Source organism: Mesorhizobium sp. M6A.T.Ce.TU.016.01.1.1 (assembly GCF_003997065.1).
Taxonomy (GTDB): Bacteria; Pseudomonadota; Alphaproteobacteria; order Rhizobiales; family Rhizobiaceae; genus Mesorhizobium; species Mesorhizobium mediterraneum.
In genome coordinates this window covers 351,615-369,075 of sequence record NZ_RZTJ01000005.1, presented here as the reverse complement: position 1 = coordinate 369,075, position 17,461 = coordinate 351,615, and the positions used below count along the sequence as shown (strand labels likewise).

General features: G+C 62.3%; 16 protein-coding genes. 4 read left to right on the top strand and 12 right to left on the bottom strand.

Annotated elements, in window-relative coordinates; all coding sequences use genetic code 11:
- Positions 1–17: 17 nt before the first annotated feature.
- Together alaS and recA are read right to left on the bottom strand one after the other, a co-directional pair.
- Positions 18–2,684, bottom strand: coding sequence for an alanine--tRNA ligase (gene alaS / locus EOC94_RS13215; RefSeq protein ID WP_095489597.1), 2,667 nt, complete (start codon positions 2,682–2,684; stop codon positions 18–20).
- 268 nt (positions 2,685–2,952) lie between these two features.
- Positions 2,953–4,050: a recombinase RecA gene (recA, locus tag EOC94_RS13210; RefSeq protein WP_008875470.1), complete on the bottom strand. Its 1,098-nt coding sequence runs from the start codon at positions 4,048–4,050 to the stop codon at positions 2,953–2,955.
- Positions 4,051–4,324: 274 nt separating this feature from the next.
- Between recA and EOC94_RS13205 the strand changes: the two genes are divergently transcribed.
- A complete protein-coding gene (locus EOC94_RS13205; protein ID WP_127290953.1) occupies positions 4,325–5,263 on the top strand; it encodes a carbohydrate kinase family protein in 939 nt (312 codons plus the stop codon).
- Between the two features lie 25 nt (positions 5,264–5,288).
- Here EOC94_RS13205 and EOC94_RS13200 read toward each other — a convergent pair whose 3' ends face one another.
- Positions 5,289–5,612 carry a TfoX/Sxy family protein gene (locus tag EOC94_RS13200; protein ID WP_095489599.1) on the bottom strand — a complete coding sequence of 108 codons (324 nt, stop codon included), beginning with the start codon at positions 5,610–5,612 and terminating at the stop codon, positions 5,289–5,291.
- Between the two features lie 90 nt (positions 5,613–5,702).
- On the opposite strand from EOC94_RS13200, the gene EOC94_RS13195 reads away from it, so the two are divergent.
- Complete coding sequence (locus EOC94_RS13195) at positions 5,703–6,200, top strand: GFA family protein (RefSeq protein ID WP_127290951.1); 498 nt, start codon at positions 5,703–5,705, stop codon at positions 6,198–6,200.
- Positions 6,201–6,209: 9 nt separating this feature from the next.
- On the opposite strand, the gene sufA is transcribed toward EOC94_RS13195, so the two are convergent.
- The 7 genes from sufA to EOC94_RS13160 form a co-directional block, all read right to left on the bottom strand.
- Positions 6,210–6,590 carry a Fe-S cluster assembly scaffold SufA gene (sufA, locus tag EOC94_RS13190; protein ID WP_006206001.1) on the bottom strand — a complete coding sequence of 127 codons (381 nt, stop codon included), beginning with the start codon at positions 6,588–6,590 and terminating at the stop codon, positions 6,210–6,212.
- A gap of 93 nt (positions 6,591–6,683) precedes the next feature.
- Positions 6,684–7,076 carry an SUF system Fe-S cluster assembly protein gene (locus EOC94_RS13185; RefSeq protein WP_127290949.1) on the bottom strand — a complete coding sequence of 131 codons (393 nt, stop codon included), beginning with the start codon at positions 7,074–7,076 and terminating at the stop codon, positions 6,684–6,686.
- 5 nt (positions 7,077–7,081) lie between these two features.
- Positions 7,082–8,323, bottom strand: coding sequence for a cysteine desulfurase (locus EOC94_RS13180; RefSeq protein WP_126106836.1), 1,242 nt, complete (start codon positions 8,321–8,323; stop codon positions 7,082–7,084).
- A gap of 52 nt (positions 8,324–8,375) precedes the next feature.
- Positions 8,376–9,644, bottom strand: a complete 1,269-nt coding sequence (sufD, locus tag EOC94_RS13175; protein ID WP_127290947.1) for a Fe-S cluster assembly protein SufD — start codon at positions 9,642–9,644, stop codon at positions 8,376–8,378.
- A 43-nt stretch (positions 9,645–9,687) separates the two neighbouring features.
- A complete protein-coding gene (gene sufC / locus EOC94_RS13170) occupies positions 9,688–10,443 on the bottom strand; it encodes a Fe-S cluster assembly ATPase SufC (protein WP_095489602.1) in 756 nt (251 codons plus the stop codon).
- A 29-nt stretch (positions 10,444–10,472) separates the two neighbouring features.
- The gene (gene sufB, locus EOC94_RS13165; RefSeq protein WP_126106837.1) at positions 10,473–11,990 is read right to left on the bottom strand and encodes a Fe-S cluster assembly protein SufB; all 1,518 of its coding nucleotides are present in this window, start codon (positions 11,988–11,990) and stop codon (positions 10,473–10,475) included.
- Positions 11,991–12,179: 189 nt separating this feature from the next.
- Complete coding sequence (locus tag EOC94_RS13160) at positions 12,180–13,343, bottom strand: cysteine desulfurase family protein (protein WP_127290945.1); 1,164 nt, start codon at positions 13,341–13,343, stop codon at positions 12,180–12,182.
- 242 nt (positions 13,344–13,585) lie between these two features.
- Here EOC94_RS13160 and EOC94_RS13155 point away from each other — a divergent pair, with 242 nt between their 5' ends.
- The gene (locus EOC94_RS13155; protein ID WP_095489603.1) at positions 13,586–14,260 is read left to right on the top strand and encodes an alpha/beta hydrolase; all 675 of its coding nucleotides are present in this window, start codon (positions 13,586–13,588) and stop codon (positions 14,258–14,260) included.
- 5 nt (positions 14,261–14,265) lie between these two features.
- The gene (locus tag EOC94_RS13150; protein WP_095489604.1) at positions 14,266–14,916 is read left to right on the top strand and encodes an FMN-binding negative transcriptional regulator; all 651 of its coding nucleotides are present in this window, start codon (positions 14,266–14,268) and stop codon (positions 14,914–14,916) included.
- A gap of 6 nt (positions 14,917–14,922) precedes the next feature.
- On the opposite strand, the gene EOC94_RS13145 is transcribed toward EOC94_RS13150, so the two are convergent.
- Positions 14,923–15,642 (bottom strand): phosphatase PAP2 family protein, encoded by a 720-nt coding sequence (locus EOC94_RS13145; protein WP_245461480.1) that lies wholly within the window; start codon positions 15,640–15,642, stop codon positions 14,923–14,925.
- Between the two features lie 162 nt (positions 15,643–15,804).
- Positions 15,805–17,406, bottom strand: coding sequence for a glycosyltransferase family 39 protein (locus EOC94_RS13140; protein ID WP_095489693.1), 1,602 nt, complete (start codon positions 17,404–17,406; stop codon positions 15,805–15,807).
- Positions 17,407–17,461: the final 55 nt, after the last annotated feature.

Here is a 17,461-nt window from a genome sequence, read left to right as displayed (position 1 = left end):
CCTGACTGGTGGAGGATTCACGCAGCTTCCAGCGCCGCCTTCACCGCAGCAATCGCTTCCTCGGCTTTCGAGGCATCCGGGCCGCCGGCCTGGGCCATGTCAGGCCGACCGCCGCCGCCCTGCCCGCCCAAGGCAGCGGATGCCACGCGCACCAGATCGACGGCGCTGAAGCGAGCGGTCAGATCGTCGGTGACACCGACCACGACGCTCGCCTTGTTGTCCTCGCCGGCGCCAACGAAGACCACGATGCCGGAGCCGAGCGACTTCTTGCCGGCATCGGCCAACGGCTTCAAATCTTTTGGCGAGACGCCGGACACCGCCTTGCCAAGGAAACCGATACCGGCAATGGTTTCGTTTTCCGCAGGCACACCGGATGGCGAGCGGTCGCCCAGCGCCAGCTTCTTGCGCGCCTCGGTCAGTTCCTTTTCGAGCTTCTTGCGCTCATCGAGCAGCGCCTCGACGCGGGCCGGCACGTCGGCCGGCGAAATCTTCAGCGTGGCAGCGACCGCCTTCAGCCGTTTGTCCTGCTCGTCGAGATGCTTTCTGGCCGCCTCTCCGGTCAACGCCTCGATACGGCGCACGCCGGCGGCGACAGCGCTGTCCGACACGACGCGCACCAGACCGATATCGCCGGTCGCCCTGACATGCGTGCCGCCGCAGAGCTCGACCGAATAGGGCCGGTTGGCCTTGGCGCCATGCAAGCCCGTTCCCATCGAAACGACGCGCACTTCGTCGCCATACTTCTCGCCGAACAGCGCCATGGCGCCCTCGGCGATGGCGTCGTCGACCGACATAAGGCGCGTCGACACCGGGCTGTTCTGGACGACGATCTCGTTGGCCATGCGCTCGACCTCTTCGAGCTCGTCCGGCGAAATCGGCTTGTTGTGCGAGATGTCGAAGCGCAGACGCTCGGGCGCGACCAGCGAGCCCTTCTGCGCGACATGAGTGCCGAGCACCTCGCGCAGCGCCTCATGGATCAGATGCGTCGCGGAATGGTTCGCGCGCAGCCTGGAGCGGCGCGCATGGTCGACCTTCAGCTCGACGGTTCCGCCCGTGTTGACCGTGCCGCTGATCACCTTGCCGAGATGCACGAAAAGCCCATCGGCCTTCTTCTGCGTATCGGAGATCTCGATCGAGAACCCTTCGCCTAAAATGAGGCCGGTGTCGCCCATCTGGCCGCCGGATTCGCCATAGAACGGCGTCTGGTTGACGACCACGGCAACGGCGTCGCCCTTGGCCGCGCTGTCAACGGTCTTGCCGTCCCTGACCAGCGCCTGGATGAGGCCTTCCGCCTGCTCGGTCTCGTAACCGAGGAACTCGGTGGCGCCGTTCTTCTCGCGCACCGGGAACCACACCGTTTCGGTCGCGGCCTCGCCGGAGCCAGCCCAGCTCTTGCGCGCCTCGGCCTTCTGCTGCTCCATCGCATTGGTGAAGCCGGCAAGATCGACCGAGATGTTGCGCTGACGCAGCGCGTCCTGCGTCAGATCGAGCGGAAAGCCATAGGTGTCGTAGAGCTTGAAGGCTGTCTCGCCATCCAGCATGTCGCCGGCGCCCAGTCTTTCCGTCGCCTCCGAAAGCAGGCCCAGGCCGCGCACCAGCGTCTTGCGGAAACGCGTTTCCTCAAGCTTCAGCGTCTCGGTGATCATCTGTTCGCCGCGCACCAGTTCCGGGTAGGCCTGGCCCATCTCGCGCACCAGCGCCGGCACCAGGCGCCACATCAGCGGATCGCGGGCACCGAGCAACTGTGCATGGCGCATGGCGCGGCGCATGATGCGACGAAGCACATAGCCGCGGCCTTCATTGGACGGCAGCACGCCGTCGGCCACCAGGAAGCAAGACGAACGCAAATGATCGGCGATGACGCGGAACGATCCGACGGTGTCCGCATCCGGACCGCGGCCGAGCGCGGACGACGCAGCGTCGACCAGGTGACGGAACAGGTCGGTCTCGAAGACGCTCTCCACCCCTTGCAGAATGGAGGCCATGCGCTCCAGGCCCATGCCGGTGTCGATCGACGGGCGCGGCAGGTCGATGCGCTCGTCCTTCGTCACCTGTTCATACTGCATGAACACCAGGTTCCAGAATTCGAGAAAACGGTCGCCGTCCTCCTCGGGGCTGCCGGGAGGCCCGCCCCAGATGTGCTCGCCACGGTCGATGAAGATCTCCGAGCACGGCCCACAAGGTCCGGTGTCGCCCATCGCCCAGAAATTGTCCGAGGTCGGAATGCGGATGATGCGATCGTCGGAAAAGCCGGCGATCTTCTTCCAGAAGGCGGCGGCCTCGTCATCGGTGTGATAGACGGTGACCAGCAGCTTGTCCTGCTTCAGCCCGAACTCCTTGGTGATCAGGTTCCAGGCAAGCTCGATAGCGCGTTCCTTGAAATAGTCGCCGAACGAGAAATTGCCGAGCATCTCGAAGAAGGTCAGGTGGCGGGCGGTGTAGCCGACATTGTCGAGGTCATTGTGCTTGCCGCCGGCGCGCACACTCTTCTGAGCCGTCGTGGCACGCGAATAAGGTCGCTTTTCCAGGCCTGTGAAGACGTTCTTGAACTGCACCATGCCGGCATTGGTGAACATCAGCGTCGGATCGTTGCGCGGCACCAGCGGGCTCGACGCGACGACCTCGTGACCCTCCTTGCGGAAATAGTCGAGGAATGTCGACCGGATCTCGTTAACGCCACTCATGAATAATACTGCCTTTTAACTTTTAGAGAGAGCCGTCGGCCCGGCCGACGGCAAATGGACATGGCCTTTTAGCCGCCGCGTTGCACCCTGTCCAGAAACACGGAATTGGGCCAATTTGCAGGGCTTGTCGGTCATCTCGGCGCCGCCGCTGAAACGCAAACCGCCGGCGCTAGGCCGGCGGTTCGAAACGCAACAATACAGAACTCGATTACATGAGCTGCAGGTGATGAGCGGGAATTATGGCCAAACTCCGGCCACCACCGAAGCCTCACATCGCGCCGGCTTCATCCTCGAAACCATCGTCGCCGCCTTCGGAACCACCATTCTCGAGGAATTTCTCCGCGATCAGCCCGGCATTCTGCCGCAGCGCCAATTCGATCTCGCGCGCCGTATCGGGATTGTCGCGCAGGAACAATTTGGCGTTCTCACGGCCCTGGCCGAGACGCTGCGAATTGTAGGAGAACCAGGCGCCCGACTTCTCGACCACGCCGGCTTTGACGCCAAGGTCGACCAGCTCGCCAGTCTTGGACACGCCCTCGCCATACATGATGTCGAATTCGACCACCTTGAAGGGCGGCGCCAGCTTGTTCTTGACGACCTTGACGCGGGTCTGGTTGCCGACGACCTCGTCGCGGTCTTTGACCGAGCCGATGCGGCGAATGTCGAGGCGGACCGAAGCATAGAATTTCAGCGCGTTGCCGCCGGTCGTGGTCTCGGGCGAACCGAACATGACGCCGATCTTCATGCGGATCTGGTTGATGAAGATGACCATGGTGTTGGAGCGCGAGATCGAGGCGGTCAGCTTGCGCAGCGCCTGGCTCATCAGGCGGGCCTGCAGGCCCGGCAGCGAATCGCCCATCTCGCCCTCAATTTCGGCGCGCGGCGTCAGCGCCGCGACCGAATCGACCACCAGCACGTCGATGGCGCCGGAACGCACCAGCGTGTCGCAGATCTCCAGCGCCTGCTCGCCGGTATCAGGCTGCGAGATCAGCAGGTTCTCGAGATCGACGCCGAGCTTGCGGGCATAGACCGGATCAAGCGCGTGCTCGGCATCGACGAAGGCGCAGATGCCGCCCTTCTTCTGGGCCTCGGCCACCGTGTGCAGCGCTAGCGTCGTCTTGCCCGAGCTTTCCGGCCCGTAGATCTCGACGATGCGGCCGCGCGGCAGACCGCCGACGCCAAGCGCGATGTCGAGGCCAAGCGAGCCGGTCGGCACCGTTTCGATCTCGACGACCTGCTCGTTTGCGCCGAGCCGCATGATCGAGCCCTTGCCGAAGGCACGCTCGATTTGCGACAGCGCCGCATCCAGAGCCTTTGATTTATCCACTGCTTTGTCCTCTACAAGCCGCAAAGAATTCTGAGCCATGATACATCACCCCTTGGTCGTCAATGAAGGCCGGACAATCCGTAATCCTTATTAATTTGTACCTTTTTTGTTCTCATTTGGCAAGGGGATGCAACCCATTGAAAAACAAAAAGTATCCGCATTTGTTCTTTTTTTGTTTCGCGCTTTCACGCCAAGATGTATCCCGCGTCTCCCGCAGGATCGTGCCGGCATCTTCCGAATCGCGCCTCCGGTTGCCGGGTTCCGCCGGACAACCTAGTCTTCACCTGGCAACAGCAATGGTCTTCTCGCCGGCATGATGAAGTCGCCGACAATCCTGGCCGTAGGCGGCGCCTATATAGATCGGCGCGGCCAGGTTTCGGGCGCCTTTGTGCCGGCAGCGTCGAATCCCGGCACGATGCGCGAGGCTGTCGGCGGCGCCGTCTTCAATGCGCTGCGCAGCGCCGTGCGCCGCGGCGTTTCCGGCTCGCTGCTTTCGGTGCGCGGCGGTGATGTTCTGGCCGATACGGTCTCGCGCGCCATCCATGCTGCCGGCATTGCCGATCTGTCCGCGGTGTTCCTCGATCGCGCGACGCCGAGCAACACGATGCTGGTCGACGGCGACGGTGCGCTGATCGTCGGCCTTGCCGACATGGCGCTCTACGATCTGGCGCTTGCCAAGCAGATCCGCCGCGCCAAGGTGCGCGAGGCGATCAGCACTGCCGATGCGATCCTGTGCGACGCAAACCTGCCATCGGCAGCACTTGAGCGGCTGGTGGCGCTTGCCGCCGGCAAGCCGGTTTTCGCCCTTGCCGTCTCACCGGCCAAGGCGGCGCGACTCGCGCCAATGCTCGGCAGTCTGGCGCTGGTCTTCATGAACCGGCGCGAGGCCATCGCACTCGCCGATGTGGGTATCGGTGCTGCGGAGCAAGATATCATCGACGGCCTGAGGCGCGCGGACCTCAAAGGCGGCGTCGTGACGGCGGATGACGGTCCGGTGCTGGGCTTCGACGAGGTCGGCGCCTTCTCGATCCTGCCGCCAGCCCCAGGAAAGGTGTCGGACAGCGCCGGCGATGCGCTGGCGGGTGCAACGGTGGCTGCCCTGCTCAACGGCCTGACACTACGTGCGGCGCTATGCGAAGGCGTTGCCGTGGCGATGCTTGCCAGCGAGGGTATGGGGCGTGCGCCGGCTTTTACGGCGGCGAGTTTTGCTGAGGCGCTGACCCTTGTGCCCGAGGCGCAGGACTTGGCATGAGGTGATGACCAGCGGGGAGGCAAGCCTACTTGCCGGCCCGCAGCCCCGCCTCATAGGCCCGGCGTGCCCAGACCGCCATCTCATCCGGATCATCGAAGGCACTGTCAGGGATGCTCCAGTATGGCATAGACACGAGTTTGCCATGCCTCGAGCCGGTATAGGTCCATTGCCGACAGCCGGCCGCTTCGAATTCCGGCGCGCTTTCCGCGTCGGCCTTCAGCAAAAGTTCACCGCGAAGGACGATCGCGACGATGACCCGGTCGAAGTAGATGCCCTTGCCGCCGAACAGCTTGCGGATGCTGACCGGGCCGAGGCCTTCGAAAAGTTCGGCAATGCGTTCATTGTCCATGCGTCGATCATGTCACCCGGATTTCTCCTTGTCATCGCCGCAACCAGCACCATCCTGACAAGTTGAGACCAATTTCGTCGGAGTTTTTTCATGCCGCTTCTGCTCAAAGGGTCCTGCCGGTGCAACGCTGTCCGTTTCGAGGTGGAAAGTCACACGCCGGTGCCGTTCATGCTTTGCTACTGCTCGATCTGTCGCAAGCAGCAAGGCGGCGGTGGCTTTGCCATCAATCTCGGTGCCGATTTCGATACGCTGAAAATCAAGGGCAAGCGCAATCTCGGCGTCTATCAAGCCGAGATCGAGGACGACGAGCATCCGCAATGCGAGATCTCGTCAGGCGAGCGGAATTTCTGCCGGAAATGCGGATCGGCACTGTGGCTCTACGATCCGACCTGGCCGGAACTGGTCCATCCCGTCGCCTCGGCGATCGACACAGACCTGCCGAAACCACCTGAAAAGGTGCATCTCATGCTGAAATACAAAGCGAACTGGGTCGAACCTGACGTCGGCAAGGGCGACAAGGTGTTCGACGTCTACCCGGAAGAGTCGATCGCCGACTGGCACAAACGAACAAAAATGTGGGTGGAGTGAGAAGCCCGATCAGGCCGAAGCGCGTGCCTCGGCCAGTGCCTTCAGATCGGCCGGCTTGAGCTCAACCGATTCGCCGCAACCGCAGGCCGAGCTCTGGTTCGGGTTGCGGAAGGTGAAGCCGGTGCGCAGCGTCGTCTGCTCGAAATCCATCTCGGTACCGAACAGGAAAAGCGCCGCCTCAGGCGCGACATAGACATGGGCGCCGTCGCGCTCGATATGATCGTCCTTGGTGTTCGGCTCGGTCACCAGGTCGACCGTATACTCCATGCCGGCGCAGCCGCCCTTCTTGATGCCGAGACGAATGCCATGCGCATTCTCACGGGTTGCGACGATCTCGCGCACCCGGTCAGCAGCCTTTTCGGTCATCGTGATGACGGCGAAGCGTCCCATCTTCTTCTTTCTCCATTGCGTGCAGGTTCAAGGCCTGCCGAATGATTCCTCACCTAAAATGGTGAAATTTTCTGCCCGGCGCAAGTATGCCCATTAATACCAGCCCACCGCGACCTGCGCCTCTTCCGACATGCGGTCGGGCGACCAGGGCGGATCGAAGGTCATGTTGACCTCGACGCCGGACACGCCTTCGACGGCGCCGACGGCATTCTCCACCCAGCCGGGCATTTCGCCGGCCACCGGGCAGCCGGGCGCGGTCAGCGTCATGTCGATCTTGACCGAGCGGTCGTCCTCGATGTCGATCTTGTAGACGAGGCCAAGCTCGTAGATGTCGGCCGGGATCTCCGGATCATAAACCGTCTTGAGCGCCGAGACGATGTCGTCGGTCAGCCGCGCCAGTTCGTCGGCGGGAATTGCCGAGGCGGAAACCACCTCATTGATTGCCGTTTCCGAAGTGGTCTCAGCGGTGCGGCCTGCATCATCCATGATCGTCACCCGAAGAACTTTCGCGCTTTTTCGAGCGCATCTGCCAAAGCGTCGACTTCGGCCCTGGTATTATACATGCCGAACGACGCCCTGCATGTGGAGGTTACGCCGAAGCGTTTCAACAGCGGCTGGGCGCAATGCGTGCCTGCGCGGACAGCAACGCCTTGCCTATCGATCACCATCGACACGTCGTGGGCATGAATGCCCTGAAGCTCGAAGGAGATGATGGCGCCCTTATCGGGCGCGTCGCCGAAGATGCGCAGCGAATTGATGGCCCGCAGCCGCTGATGCGCATAATCCTTCAAATCGGCCTCGTGCGCGGCGATGCGCTCGCGGCCGATCTTTTCCATGTATTCCAGCGCAGCGCCCAGCCCGATCGCCTGCACGATCGGCGGCGTGCCGGCCTCGAAGCGGTGCGGCGGATCGTTGTAGGTGACGATGTCTTGCGTCACCTCCTCGATCATCTCGCCGCCGCCCATGAATGGGCGCATGCGTTCCAGCATGTCCTTCTTGCCATAGAGCACGCCGATGCCCGAGGGCCCGTAGACTTTGTGGCCGGTGAAGACGAAGAAATCGCAGTCGAGATCCTGGACGTCGATCGGCATATGGACGGCGCTCTGGCTGCCGTCGACCAGCACCGGAATGCCGCGCGCGTGCGCGATACGGACGATCTCCTTGATCGGCGTCACCGTGCCCAACGCATTCGACATGTGCGTGATGGCGACGAGCTTGGTGCGATCGGTCAGCCGCTTCTCGAACTCTTCGATATGGAAGACGCCGAGATCGTCGACCGGCACCCAGACAAGCTTGGCACCCTGCCGCTCGCGGATGAAATGCCACGGCACGATGTTGGAATGGTGCTCCATGATCGAAAGGACTATTTCGTCGCCCTCGCCGATATTGGGCATGCCATAGCCGTAGGCGACAGTGTTGATCGCCGCGGTCGTGTTGGAAGTGAAGACGATGTTGTCGGTACTTGGCGCGTTGAGGAAACGGCGAACCGTCTCGCGCGCTTTCTCATAGGCATCGGTCGCGGCATTCGACAGGAAATGCAGCCCGCGATGGACGTTGGCGTATTCCTGGGAATAAGCGTGCTGGATGGTGTCGAGCACGATCTGCGGCTTCTGTGCCGAAGCGCCATTGTCGAGATAGACCAGCGGTTTGCCGTAGACTTCCCGCGACAGGATCGGGAAGTCGCGGCGGATCGCCTCGACGTCGTAGGGGATGTTTTCGACTTTCTGGTCCATCACAAGCTCTCTCGAGGCATCGCCTCATTCCGTCCAGCACCCCTCACCCACTTCACCCGTGCGTCGCGAACCAGCCGTCGAGCCTCGTTTCCAGCGCCTCGACAATCGCCTCGTCGTCCAGTTCCTCGATCACCTCGGCGACGAACGCCTTCACCAACAGGCCACGGGCCGACTTCTCGTCGATACCGCGCGCCATCAGGTAGAACAGATGGCTGTGGTCGATCTCGGTGACGGTCGCGCCATGGCCGCAGACGACGTCGTCGGCGAAGATCTCGAGCTCCGGCTTGGTCGAGAACTCGCCGTCGTCCGACAGAAGCAGCGTGTTGCAGGCCATCTTGGCGTTGGTCTTCTGCGCATATTGGTGGACGTTGATGCGCCCCTGGAAGACGCCGCGCGCTCTTCCCGTCACCACGTTGCGGATCACTTCCGTGGAAGCCGTGTGCGGCACGGCATGGTCGAGCACCATGGTCACGTCCGTATGGGTGTCGCCGGCAAGCAGGTTGATGCCGCGCAGCGTGAAATCGGCGCCTTCGCCTGTCGTCTTGACCACGATCTCCTGACGCACCAGCTTGCCGCCGGCATTCATCACGAACAGCGTCAGTTTGGAATTCTTGCCAAGATGCGCCTTGAACTGGGCAAGATGCGTGGCCGTATCCGGCTGCTCCTGCACGATCAGCCACGTCACGTCGGCGCCCTCGTCAAGCAGAAGCTGGCTGACCGAACTGACCAGTGCGGCGCCCTCGCCCGTCTGGCGCTCGACGATGACAGCCTTGGCGCCGGCACCGACGCGGACGGCCAGGCGCACATGCGTTTGGCCGCCGGCCTGCAGGTTCTGCAACTCGACTGGCTTGTCCAGTTCGGCGCCATCGGCGATGTCGACAAAATAGCCGTCGGCGACAAAGGCTGTGTTCAGTGAGCCGATGGCATCGTCGGTGCCGTAGGGATCGAGCCCAGGTGCGATGCTGCCGTCGGTTAATTTCTCCGACAGGCGCTGGACGATAACGCCGTCGATGACAGGCACTTTCGCGCTCGACACGCCGTTCAGCACCGGCAAAATGACGGAGCCCTCAACGATCGGCGCAATGGCTTTCGCGGCGGCTGCCGGATCGAAGTCCGGCACTGCATTCAGCAGACGGCGCAGGTCGGTGTAATGCCAGGATTCGATGCGCCGCGTCGGCAGTCCGCTCTTGATCGCCTCGATGGCGTCGTCGCGCTTCAGCATCACCGTGCCGTCGCCGGGCAGCAGCGACAGCCGGTCGCTGAAGGCGTCGATCAGCGCTGTTTCGGCCGGCGTTCGCTGGGGTGTCGTGTGTATATTCATCAGTTTCGCCTTGTTTGGCTTGCCTTCTGGGCCTTCTGGCATCTCACGCGGCTTGGCCGATCACGCCGGCATAGCCATTGGCTTCGAGGTCGAGCGCCAGCGACTTGTCGCCGGACTTGACCACCTGGCCTCTGTAGAGCACGTGCACACTATCCGGCACGATGTACTGAAGCAGGCGCTGGTAGTGGGTGATGATGACGATGGCGCGGTCTGGCGCGCGCAACGCATTGACGCCTTCCGAGACGATCTTCAGCGCATCGATGTCGAGGCCGGAATCAGTCTCGTCGAGCACGCACAGTTTTGGCTCCAGAAGCTTCATCTGCAGGATCTCGGCGCGCTTCTTCTCGCCGCCGGAAAAGCCGACATTGAGCGGCCGTTTCAGCATTGCCATGTCCATGTCGAGCAAGGCGGCCGCGTCCTTCACGCGCTTCAGGAATTCGGGGATCTTCAGCGGCTCCTCGCCGCGCGCCTTGCGCTGCTCGTTCATCGCCACTTTCAGGAATTCCATCGTCGCCACGCCCGGTATCTCCATCGGATACTGAAAGGCGAGGAAGATGCCTGCGGTGGCACGCTCGGCCGGGTCCATTTCGAGGATCGACTGGCCGTTGTAGAGGATTTCGCCTTCGGTCACTTCATAATCCTCGCGACCGGCGAGGATGTAGGACAGCGTCGATTTTCCTGAGCCGTTAGGGCCCATAATGGCGGCGACCTCACCGGCTTTCACCGTCAGGTTCAAGCCGCGGATGATCTCGGTGCCGTCATCGACGATGCGGGCATGCAGGTTTCTGATCTCAAGCATTTTTTCTTTTCCTGAAAATTTTTATCCGGTCAGCCGACCGAGCCCTCTAAGCTAATCCCAATCAGCTTCTGCGCCTCGACCGCGAACTCCATCGGCAGTTGCTGGATGACGTCCTTGACGAAGCCGTTGACGATCAGCGCGATCGCCTCTTCTTCCGGAATGCCGCGCTGCATGACGTAGAATTTCTGGTCCTCGGAAATTTTCGAGGTGGTCGCCTCATGCTCGAACTGCGCCGACGCGTTCTTGGCTTCCATGTAGGGCACGGTATGCGCACCGCACTGGTCGCCGATCAGCAGCGAGTCGCAATTGGTGAAGTTGCGGGCGTTGGTCGCCTTACGGTGCGCCGAGACCTGGCCGCGATAGGTGTTCTGCGAGAAGCCGGCGGCGATGCCCTTGGAGATGATGCGGCTCGACGTATTCTTGCCGAGATGGATCATCTTGGTGCCGCTATCGACCTGCTGGTAGCCGTTCGAAACGGCGATTGAATAGAACTCGCCGCTGGAATCGTCGCCGCGCAGGATGCAGCTCGGATATTTCCAGGTGATCGCCGAGCCGGTCTCGACCTGGGTCCACGAAATCTTCGAGCGATCGCCACGGCAGTCGCCACGCTTGGTGACGAAATTGTAGATGCCGCCCTTGCCCTCGGCATCGCCGGGGTACCAGTTCTGCACCGTCGAGTATTTGATCTCGGCATCGTCGAGCGCGATCAGTTCGACCACGGCGGCGTGAAGCTGGTTCTCGTCGCGCTGCGGCGCCGTGCAGCCTTCGAGATAGGAGACGTATGCCCCCTCCTCGGCGATGATCAGCGTGCGCTCGAACTGGCCGGTGTTCTTCTCGTTCATGCGGAAATAGGTCGACAGTTCCATCGGGCATCGCACGCCCTTGGGCACGAAGACGAACGAGCCGTCGGTGAATACCGCCGAATTCAGCGTCGCGTAGAAATTGTCGGAGGTCGGCACGACCGAACCGAGGTATTTCTGCACCAACTCCGGATGCTCGCGGATCGCTTCCGAGATCGAGCAGAAGATGACGCCAGCCTGTGCCAGCTCCTTCTTGAAGGTGGTGACGACGGAAACCGAATCGAACACGGCATCGACGGCGACGCGACCAGACTTGTAGACATTGTCGCTGGCTTCCTCGAATTCCGACACATCGGTTTTCTGCACGCCGGCGAGGATTTCCTGTTCCTTCAGCGGGATACCGAGCTTTTCATAGACCCTCAACAGTTCGGGATCGACGTCGCTCAGCGAGGTCGGTCCCGGCGTGCTCTTGGGCGCCGCATAGTAGTAGAGGTCCTGGAAATCGATCTTCGGATAATGGACGCGCGCCCACTTCGGCTCGTCCAGCGTCACCCAGCGCCGATAGGCTTCCAGACGCCATTCCAGCATCCAGGACGGCTCGTCCTTCTTCGCTGAAATGAAGCGGATAATATCTTCGCTCAGGCCCTTTGGGGCCTTGTCCATCGCGATTTCGGTCTGGAATCCGTATTTATACTGGTCGACGTCGATCTTTCGGACCCGATCGATCGTGTCCTGCACAGCAGGCATATGCGTTCTCCATCCACGCCGGGGTCAAGGCCCGGCAGTTTTCAAACTATGGCACCGCGAAACGAGTACCCCGAGGGCAACCCCTAAGCAGCGTAAGTTCCATATAGTGCGTCCCTGCCGGAAATTCACCCGGCCACCATGAAACGCACGGCTCTACCAGGCCGGAAGGCCTGCATCATTCTGCCGCACTCAGGCGGCTTTTTCCCTGCCCACGCGGCGCGAGGCAATATCTGCCAGCGCGGCACGGAACAGTTCGATGTCCTCGGCGCTCGTTGCGTGGCCGATGGACACGCGCAAAGCGCCAAGGCTGTCACTGTGCCCCATGGCCTTCAGAACATGGCTCGGGCCGACTTTGCCCGACGAACAGGCCGACCCGGCCGACAGCGCCACGCCGGCCAGGTCGAAGGCGATCTGCGCCGTCTCAGCCTTGATGCCCGCAATAGCGAAGAATGTCGTATTGGCAAGCCTCGGCGCGCCGGTTCCGAAGATTTCCGCATCTGGCACCAGCGTTTTTACGATGGCCTCGATCTTGTCACGATGGCGAGCGACGGCGTCGATGCTCTTCAATCCGATCATGGCTTCCCGCGCCGCCGCGCCAAAACCAGCGATCGCGGCCGGGTTTTCGGTGCCGCCGCGATGACCCTTTTCCTGGCCGCCGCCGGTAACCAAGGGCCTCGGCATCATCAGGTCCGAGGCGGCGACGACGGCGCCAACGCCTTTGGGACCGCCGATCTTGTGCGAAGACAGAATCAAGTAATCGGCGTAACCCGCTGACATATCGAGCGGAATGCGACCGGCCGCCTGCACGGCGTCGACGACCAGGATGCCGCCCGCCGCCTTGACGATTTCGGCGATGCGGTCGACGGGCTGGATGACGCCGGTCTCGTTGTTGGCGGCATGGATCGCCACCAGCGGCAGGCCGTCTACCTTGTCGTGCGCGGCGAGTGCCGCCGCCAACGCGTCCAGCTTGATTATGCCGTTGCCCTCGACGCCGATCCGCGTCACCTGGGCTGCTGGAAAACGCCCGCCATTCAGCACGCAAGGATGGTCGGCCTCGCAGACGTAGAGCCGGCCCATGCGGATAGTGCCGCGCCCCATCTGCCAATCCGGCGTCAGCAACGTCGAGGCGGCTTCCGTCGCACCGGAGGTGAACACGACATGCTCGGCCCTGGCGTTGACCAGTGCTGCCACATCGCGCCTCGCATTCTCGATCAGCCGCCGTGCGGCGCGCCCCTCGGCATGGACCGAAGACGGGTTGGCGGCGGCATCGAGGGCGGCAATCATTGCCGCACGCGCCGCGGCAAGCAGCGGCGCACTGGCATTATAGTCGAGATAGGCGCGTCTTCCGGTCATTTTCGTTTCGATTGGTCCCTTCAAGAGCCATTCCGCGAGGATAGCGCGTTATTTCCTTGAAATTGCAAGGCAAGCCGTCCTATTTACGCGACTTGCGGCGCGGGTGGCCGAGCCACGATTTTTTTGGCCACCCAGTTTTGAACAATTCTAAACTAGCTTCTAAGAAGACGCTCGCCCTGCGTCAAGGCCAGAGGAAGAGTTGTTCCGGGCGCCGCGCATTCTTATGCCATGTGGAGTATTTTATGCCTGAGGTCATTTTTACCGGTCCGGCCGGCCGCCTGGAGGGTCGCTACCAGCCTTCCAAGGAAAAGAGCGCGCCGATTGCCATCGTCCTGCATCCGCACCCCCAGTTCGGCGGCACGATGAACAACAAGATCGTCTACGACCTCTTCTACATGTTCCAGAAGCGGGATTTCACCACGCTTCGCTTCAATTTTCGCGGCATTGGCCGCAGCCAGGGCGAATTCGACCATGGCACCGGCGAATTGTCGGATGCGGCCGCGGCACTTGACTGGGTGCAGTCGCTGCACCCGGATTCCAAGAGCTGCTGGGTCGCCGGCTATTCGTTCGGCTCGTGGATCGGCATGCAGCTTCTGATGCGCCGGCCGGAGATCGAAGGCTTCATCTCGATCGCGCCGCAGCCCAACACCTATGATTTCTCGTTCCTGGCGCCCTGCCCGTCGTCTGGCCTCATCATCCATGGCGACGCCGACAAGGTGGCGCCGCCAAAGGACGTGCAAGGGCTGGTCGACAAGCTGCACACGCAAAAGGGCATCACCATCACCCAGAAGACCTTGCCCGGCGCCAACCATTTCTTCTCCAACGATGCGGACCTCCTGCTCCAGGAATGCGCGGACTATCTCGATCGCCGGTTGGCCGGTGAATTGTCCGACCCGCGGCCGAAACGGCTGAGATAGCAGCGATGTACCAGCCCCCTCATTTCCAGGAAACGCGGCAGGACGTGCTGCACGGGCTGATCCGGGCGCATCCGCTTGGCCTGCTGATCTCAAATGGAGCCGAGGGGCCGGTCGCCAACGCGATCCCGTTCCTGCTCGACGCCGATGTGCCGCCGAACGGCAGGTTGCGCGCGCATCTGGCGAGAGCCAATCCGCAATGGCGGCTGCTGGCCGACAGCCCGGCATCGCCGGTGCTGGTCGTCTTCCAGGGCACAGACGCCTATGTGACGCCGTCCTGGTATGAAACCAAGCGCGAGACCGGCAAGGTCGTGCCGACCTGGAACTACGCCATTGTCCAGGTGCGCGGCATCGTAACGGTGATCGAGGACCAGGACTGGCTGGCCCAGCAGATTTCCGATCTGACGGTGTCACAGGAAGGCGCTCGCGAAGCACCTTGGGCGGTGACCGACGCGCCAACCACCTTCATCCAGTCGCAGATCAAGGGCATTGTCGGGCTGGAAATCGAGATCACTGACATCCAAGGCAAGTGGAAGGTCAGCCAGAACCGGCCGATCGCCGACCGTAGCGGTGTTGCCGAAGGGCTCGAGAGCGAGAGCCCGAACTCGCCCGACATGGTCCGGCTGGTACGATCCTACGGCGGGCTGGATAGCAAGTAGTATCCGTCAGGGATTGGCTGCTGCCAGGACAGGCGTCGGTGTCGACCCGGCCGGCTTGCGCCACGCCGCGCTGAGCCTGAATGTCTTCTTGCGGATCGGCAGTCCCGCCGCAGTTTGGCGGAAGATGAAGCCGAGCCGGGCAAAGACCAGCGCCGTAACGACGGTGCAAGCCATGCCGAGGCCGAAGCCCGCGATCGTATCGCTCGGATAGTGTGCACCGACCGCAATCCGCGTCGCCGCTACCCAGACGGTGATGGGCAAAACAACGTATTTCCCCCATGCCGGGGAAAGAAGGATCACCACGGCCGCAAGCATGCCCATATTCGTTGCATGGCCGGAGGGAAAACTGGCGAAATACGGGTCGAACTCGAATGGGCGGAACGAGAATAACCCCATGTCCAGGACTGGCCGGCTGCGGCCGAAGACGTGCTTCAAGACCGTCACCGTCAGCCCCGACAAACCGGCCGCGCTCAGCACGAAGAAGGCGAAGCAGGTCCAGTTGTATGCAACCATGCGCCAACGCCTTGAAAGGGCTTGCCAGTCCAGCAGATTGGCCGGCACGAACAGCACCAGCGGCGGTATGAGATACCAGCCGCCCAAGCCGAAACTGGTAAAGCCGTTGGCGACCGCGACAAGCCCGTTCGGCCAGCGGTCTCGCCAGCTGACGGCAATGCCATCCAGGAAAACCATGCTGGCAGCGGTCAGAAGCAGATAGGCGACTACCAAGGTCAGCCATGGCATCCTGGAATAATTGGCCGGCCGCCTCGCAAATCGGGAACGAGCGATCGCTATCGTTTTCTGGAGATTGCCCACCGACCGCGCCGGCAGCTTTCGAAGCAGCTCAAGAACCAGAGCTCTGCGACCAATGCTCATGTCAAACCACTGAAGTCAGTTGATGATCCGGTATAGACCAAGTGACATTTTCTCCCCCGATGAATAGTTGACGCCATCGATCCGGGCGACGCGGTTCGCCAACCTGCCCTGCCCTGCCAGCAGGTCGTCCAGCCGCTTTTCCTCGCCAACCGGTGCTAGCGCCAGCGCGCAGGCAGGATCGGCAAGCAGATGTTGCGCAGTACCATCGACATTGGTCAATATCGTTTCTGTGCCCACCAGAAATACCAGGCTCGGTTCGTGATACCCGGCCGAGGCAAGCACCATCGTCTCGCAGGGTCGATTGGCGCGAACCGCAGCCTCGATCTCGCGGCTCATCCAAATAGGCTTCAACGACGGCGCGATGACACCGAACAGCACGGCGTAGGTGGTACCGGCGCAAATCGCGATTGCCCCAATACGGCCGAGCCGCACTTGCAGTTGGCGCGAGAAGCCGAGATAGCCGGCTCCGAGCGCAGCAAGGGCAGCCGGAATGCTCCACCATGAGAAGGTGCCGGTAAAATACAGCGGCGCGGCAATGCAGAGCACGGTAAGGCCTGTTGTGACCAAGGCGAGGCCAAAGGCAGTCGCCCACCACAACCAGGTCTGCCAGCGCTGGAGCGGCGCGTTCGCGTCCTGCGGCTTCAATGTCAAAAGCCAACCGACCATGAGCGCCATGCCGGGATAGGCCGGCAGGACATAGTGCGGCAGTTTTGTCGGGATCAGTTCGAACAGTAGCCAGAACGGAATGTACCAGGCGAGGCAGAAGCGGAGCCGGGGATCGTCGCGCAGGCGATTGAGTGCCTGGAGCCCGGCACCCACCGCGATCAGGCCGAACGGCCACATGAACAGCGAATAGGTCAAGACATAGAAGCCGGGCGGCAGGCCATGCGATTCCTCGCCCTGTGCGACCTTGCCGAGCATATCCTTGCCGACTGCCTGCTGCAGGAAAGTGCCGCCGCTTTTCCAGGTGATCAGGACGAGCCAGGGCAGGATGATCAGCAACACGAGAGCCAGGCCGCGCCCCGCCTTCAGCTTCGACAGCCAGCGCCAGTCCCGCTCGAACGCGAACAGCACGGCGACCGTCAGCGCCGACAGCAGCGGCGCGATCGGCCCTTTGATCAGGATTGCCGCACCCTGGGCTACCCAGAATATCCATGGCAGGTGGCTGCCGACGACTTCGTTCCGCCGCGACGACGTATAGATCTGCGCCAGCGCGCCTTGCGCCGCCACGCAGCAGGCCAAAAGCATCGCGTCGGTCTTGGCGTCACGCCCCTCGAAAGCCGTCGCGAAGATCGCAGCCATGACAAGGCCGGCGGCCAGACCGGCGTTGGCGCCGAAAAGATTGGCCCCTGTCCAGGCCGTCGCCACAACGGCAATGGCGATACCCAGCGCCGAGACCAGTCGATACACCCAGATCGGCGCCTCGGCGCCCTCGCCGCTCAGCGCGACGGCTGCCGATTGCAACCAGTAGATGCCGATCGGCTTCTGGTAGCGTGAGCGTTCCTGGAAGCGAATGTCGACATAGTCGCCGGTCTCGGCCATCTGTTTGGTGGCCTGGACGAAGCGCGGCTCATCGCGGTCGAGCGGCGGCATGGCCGCCAGTCCCGAAATCGTCATCAGCAGGCTGAACAGGAAGAGAAAAAGATAGTTCCTGCTCGCCACGTCAGCCCCT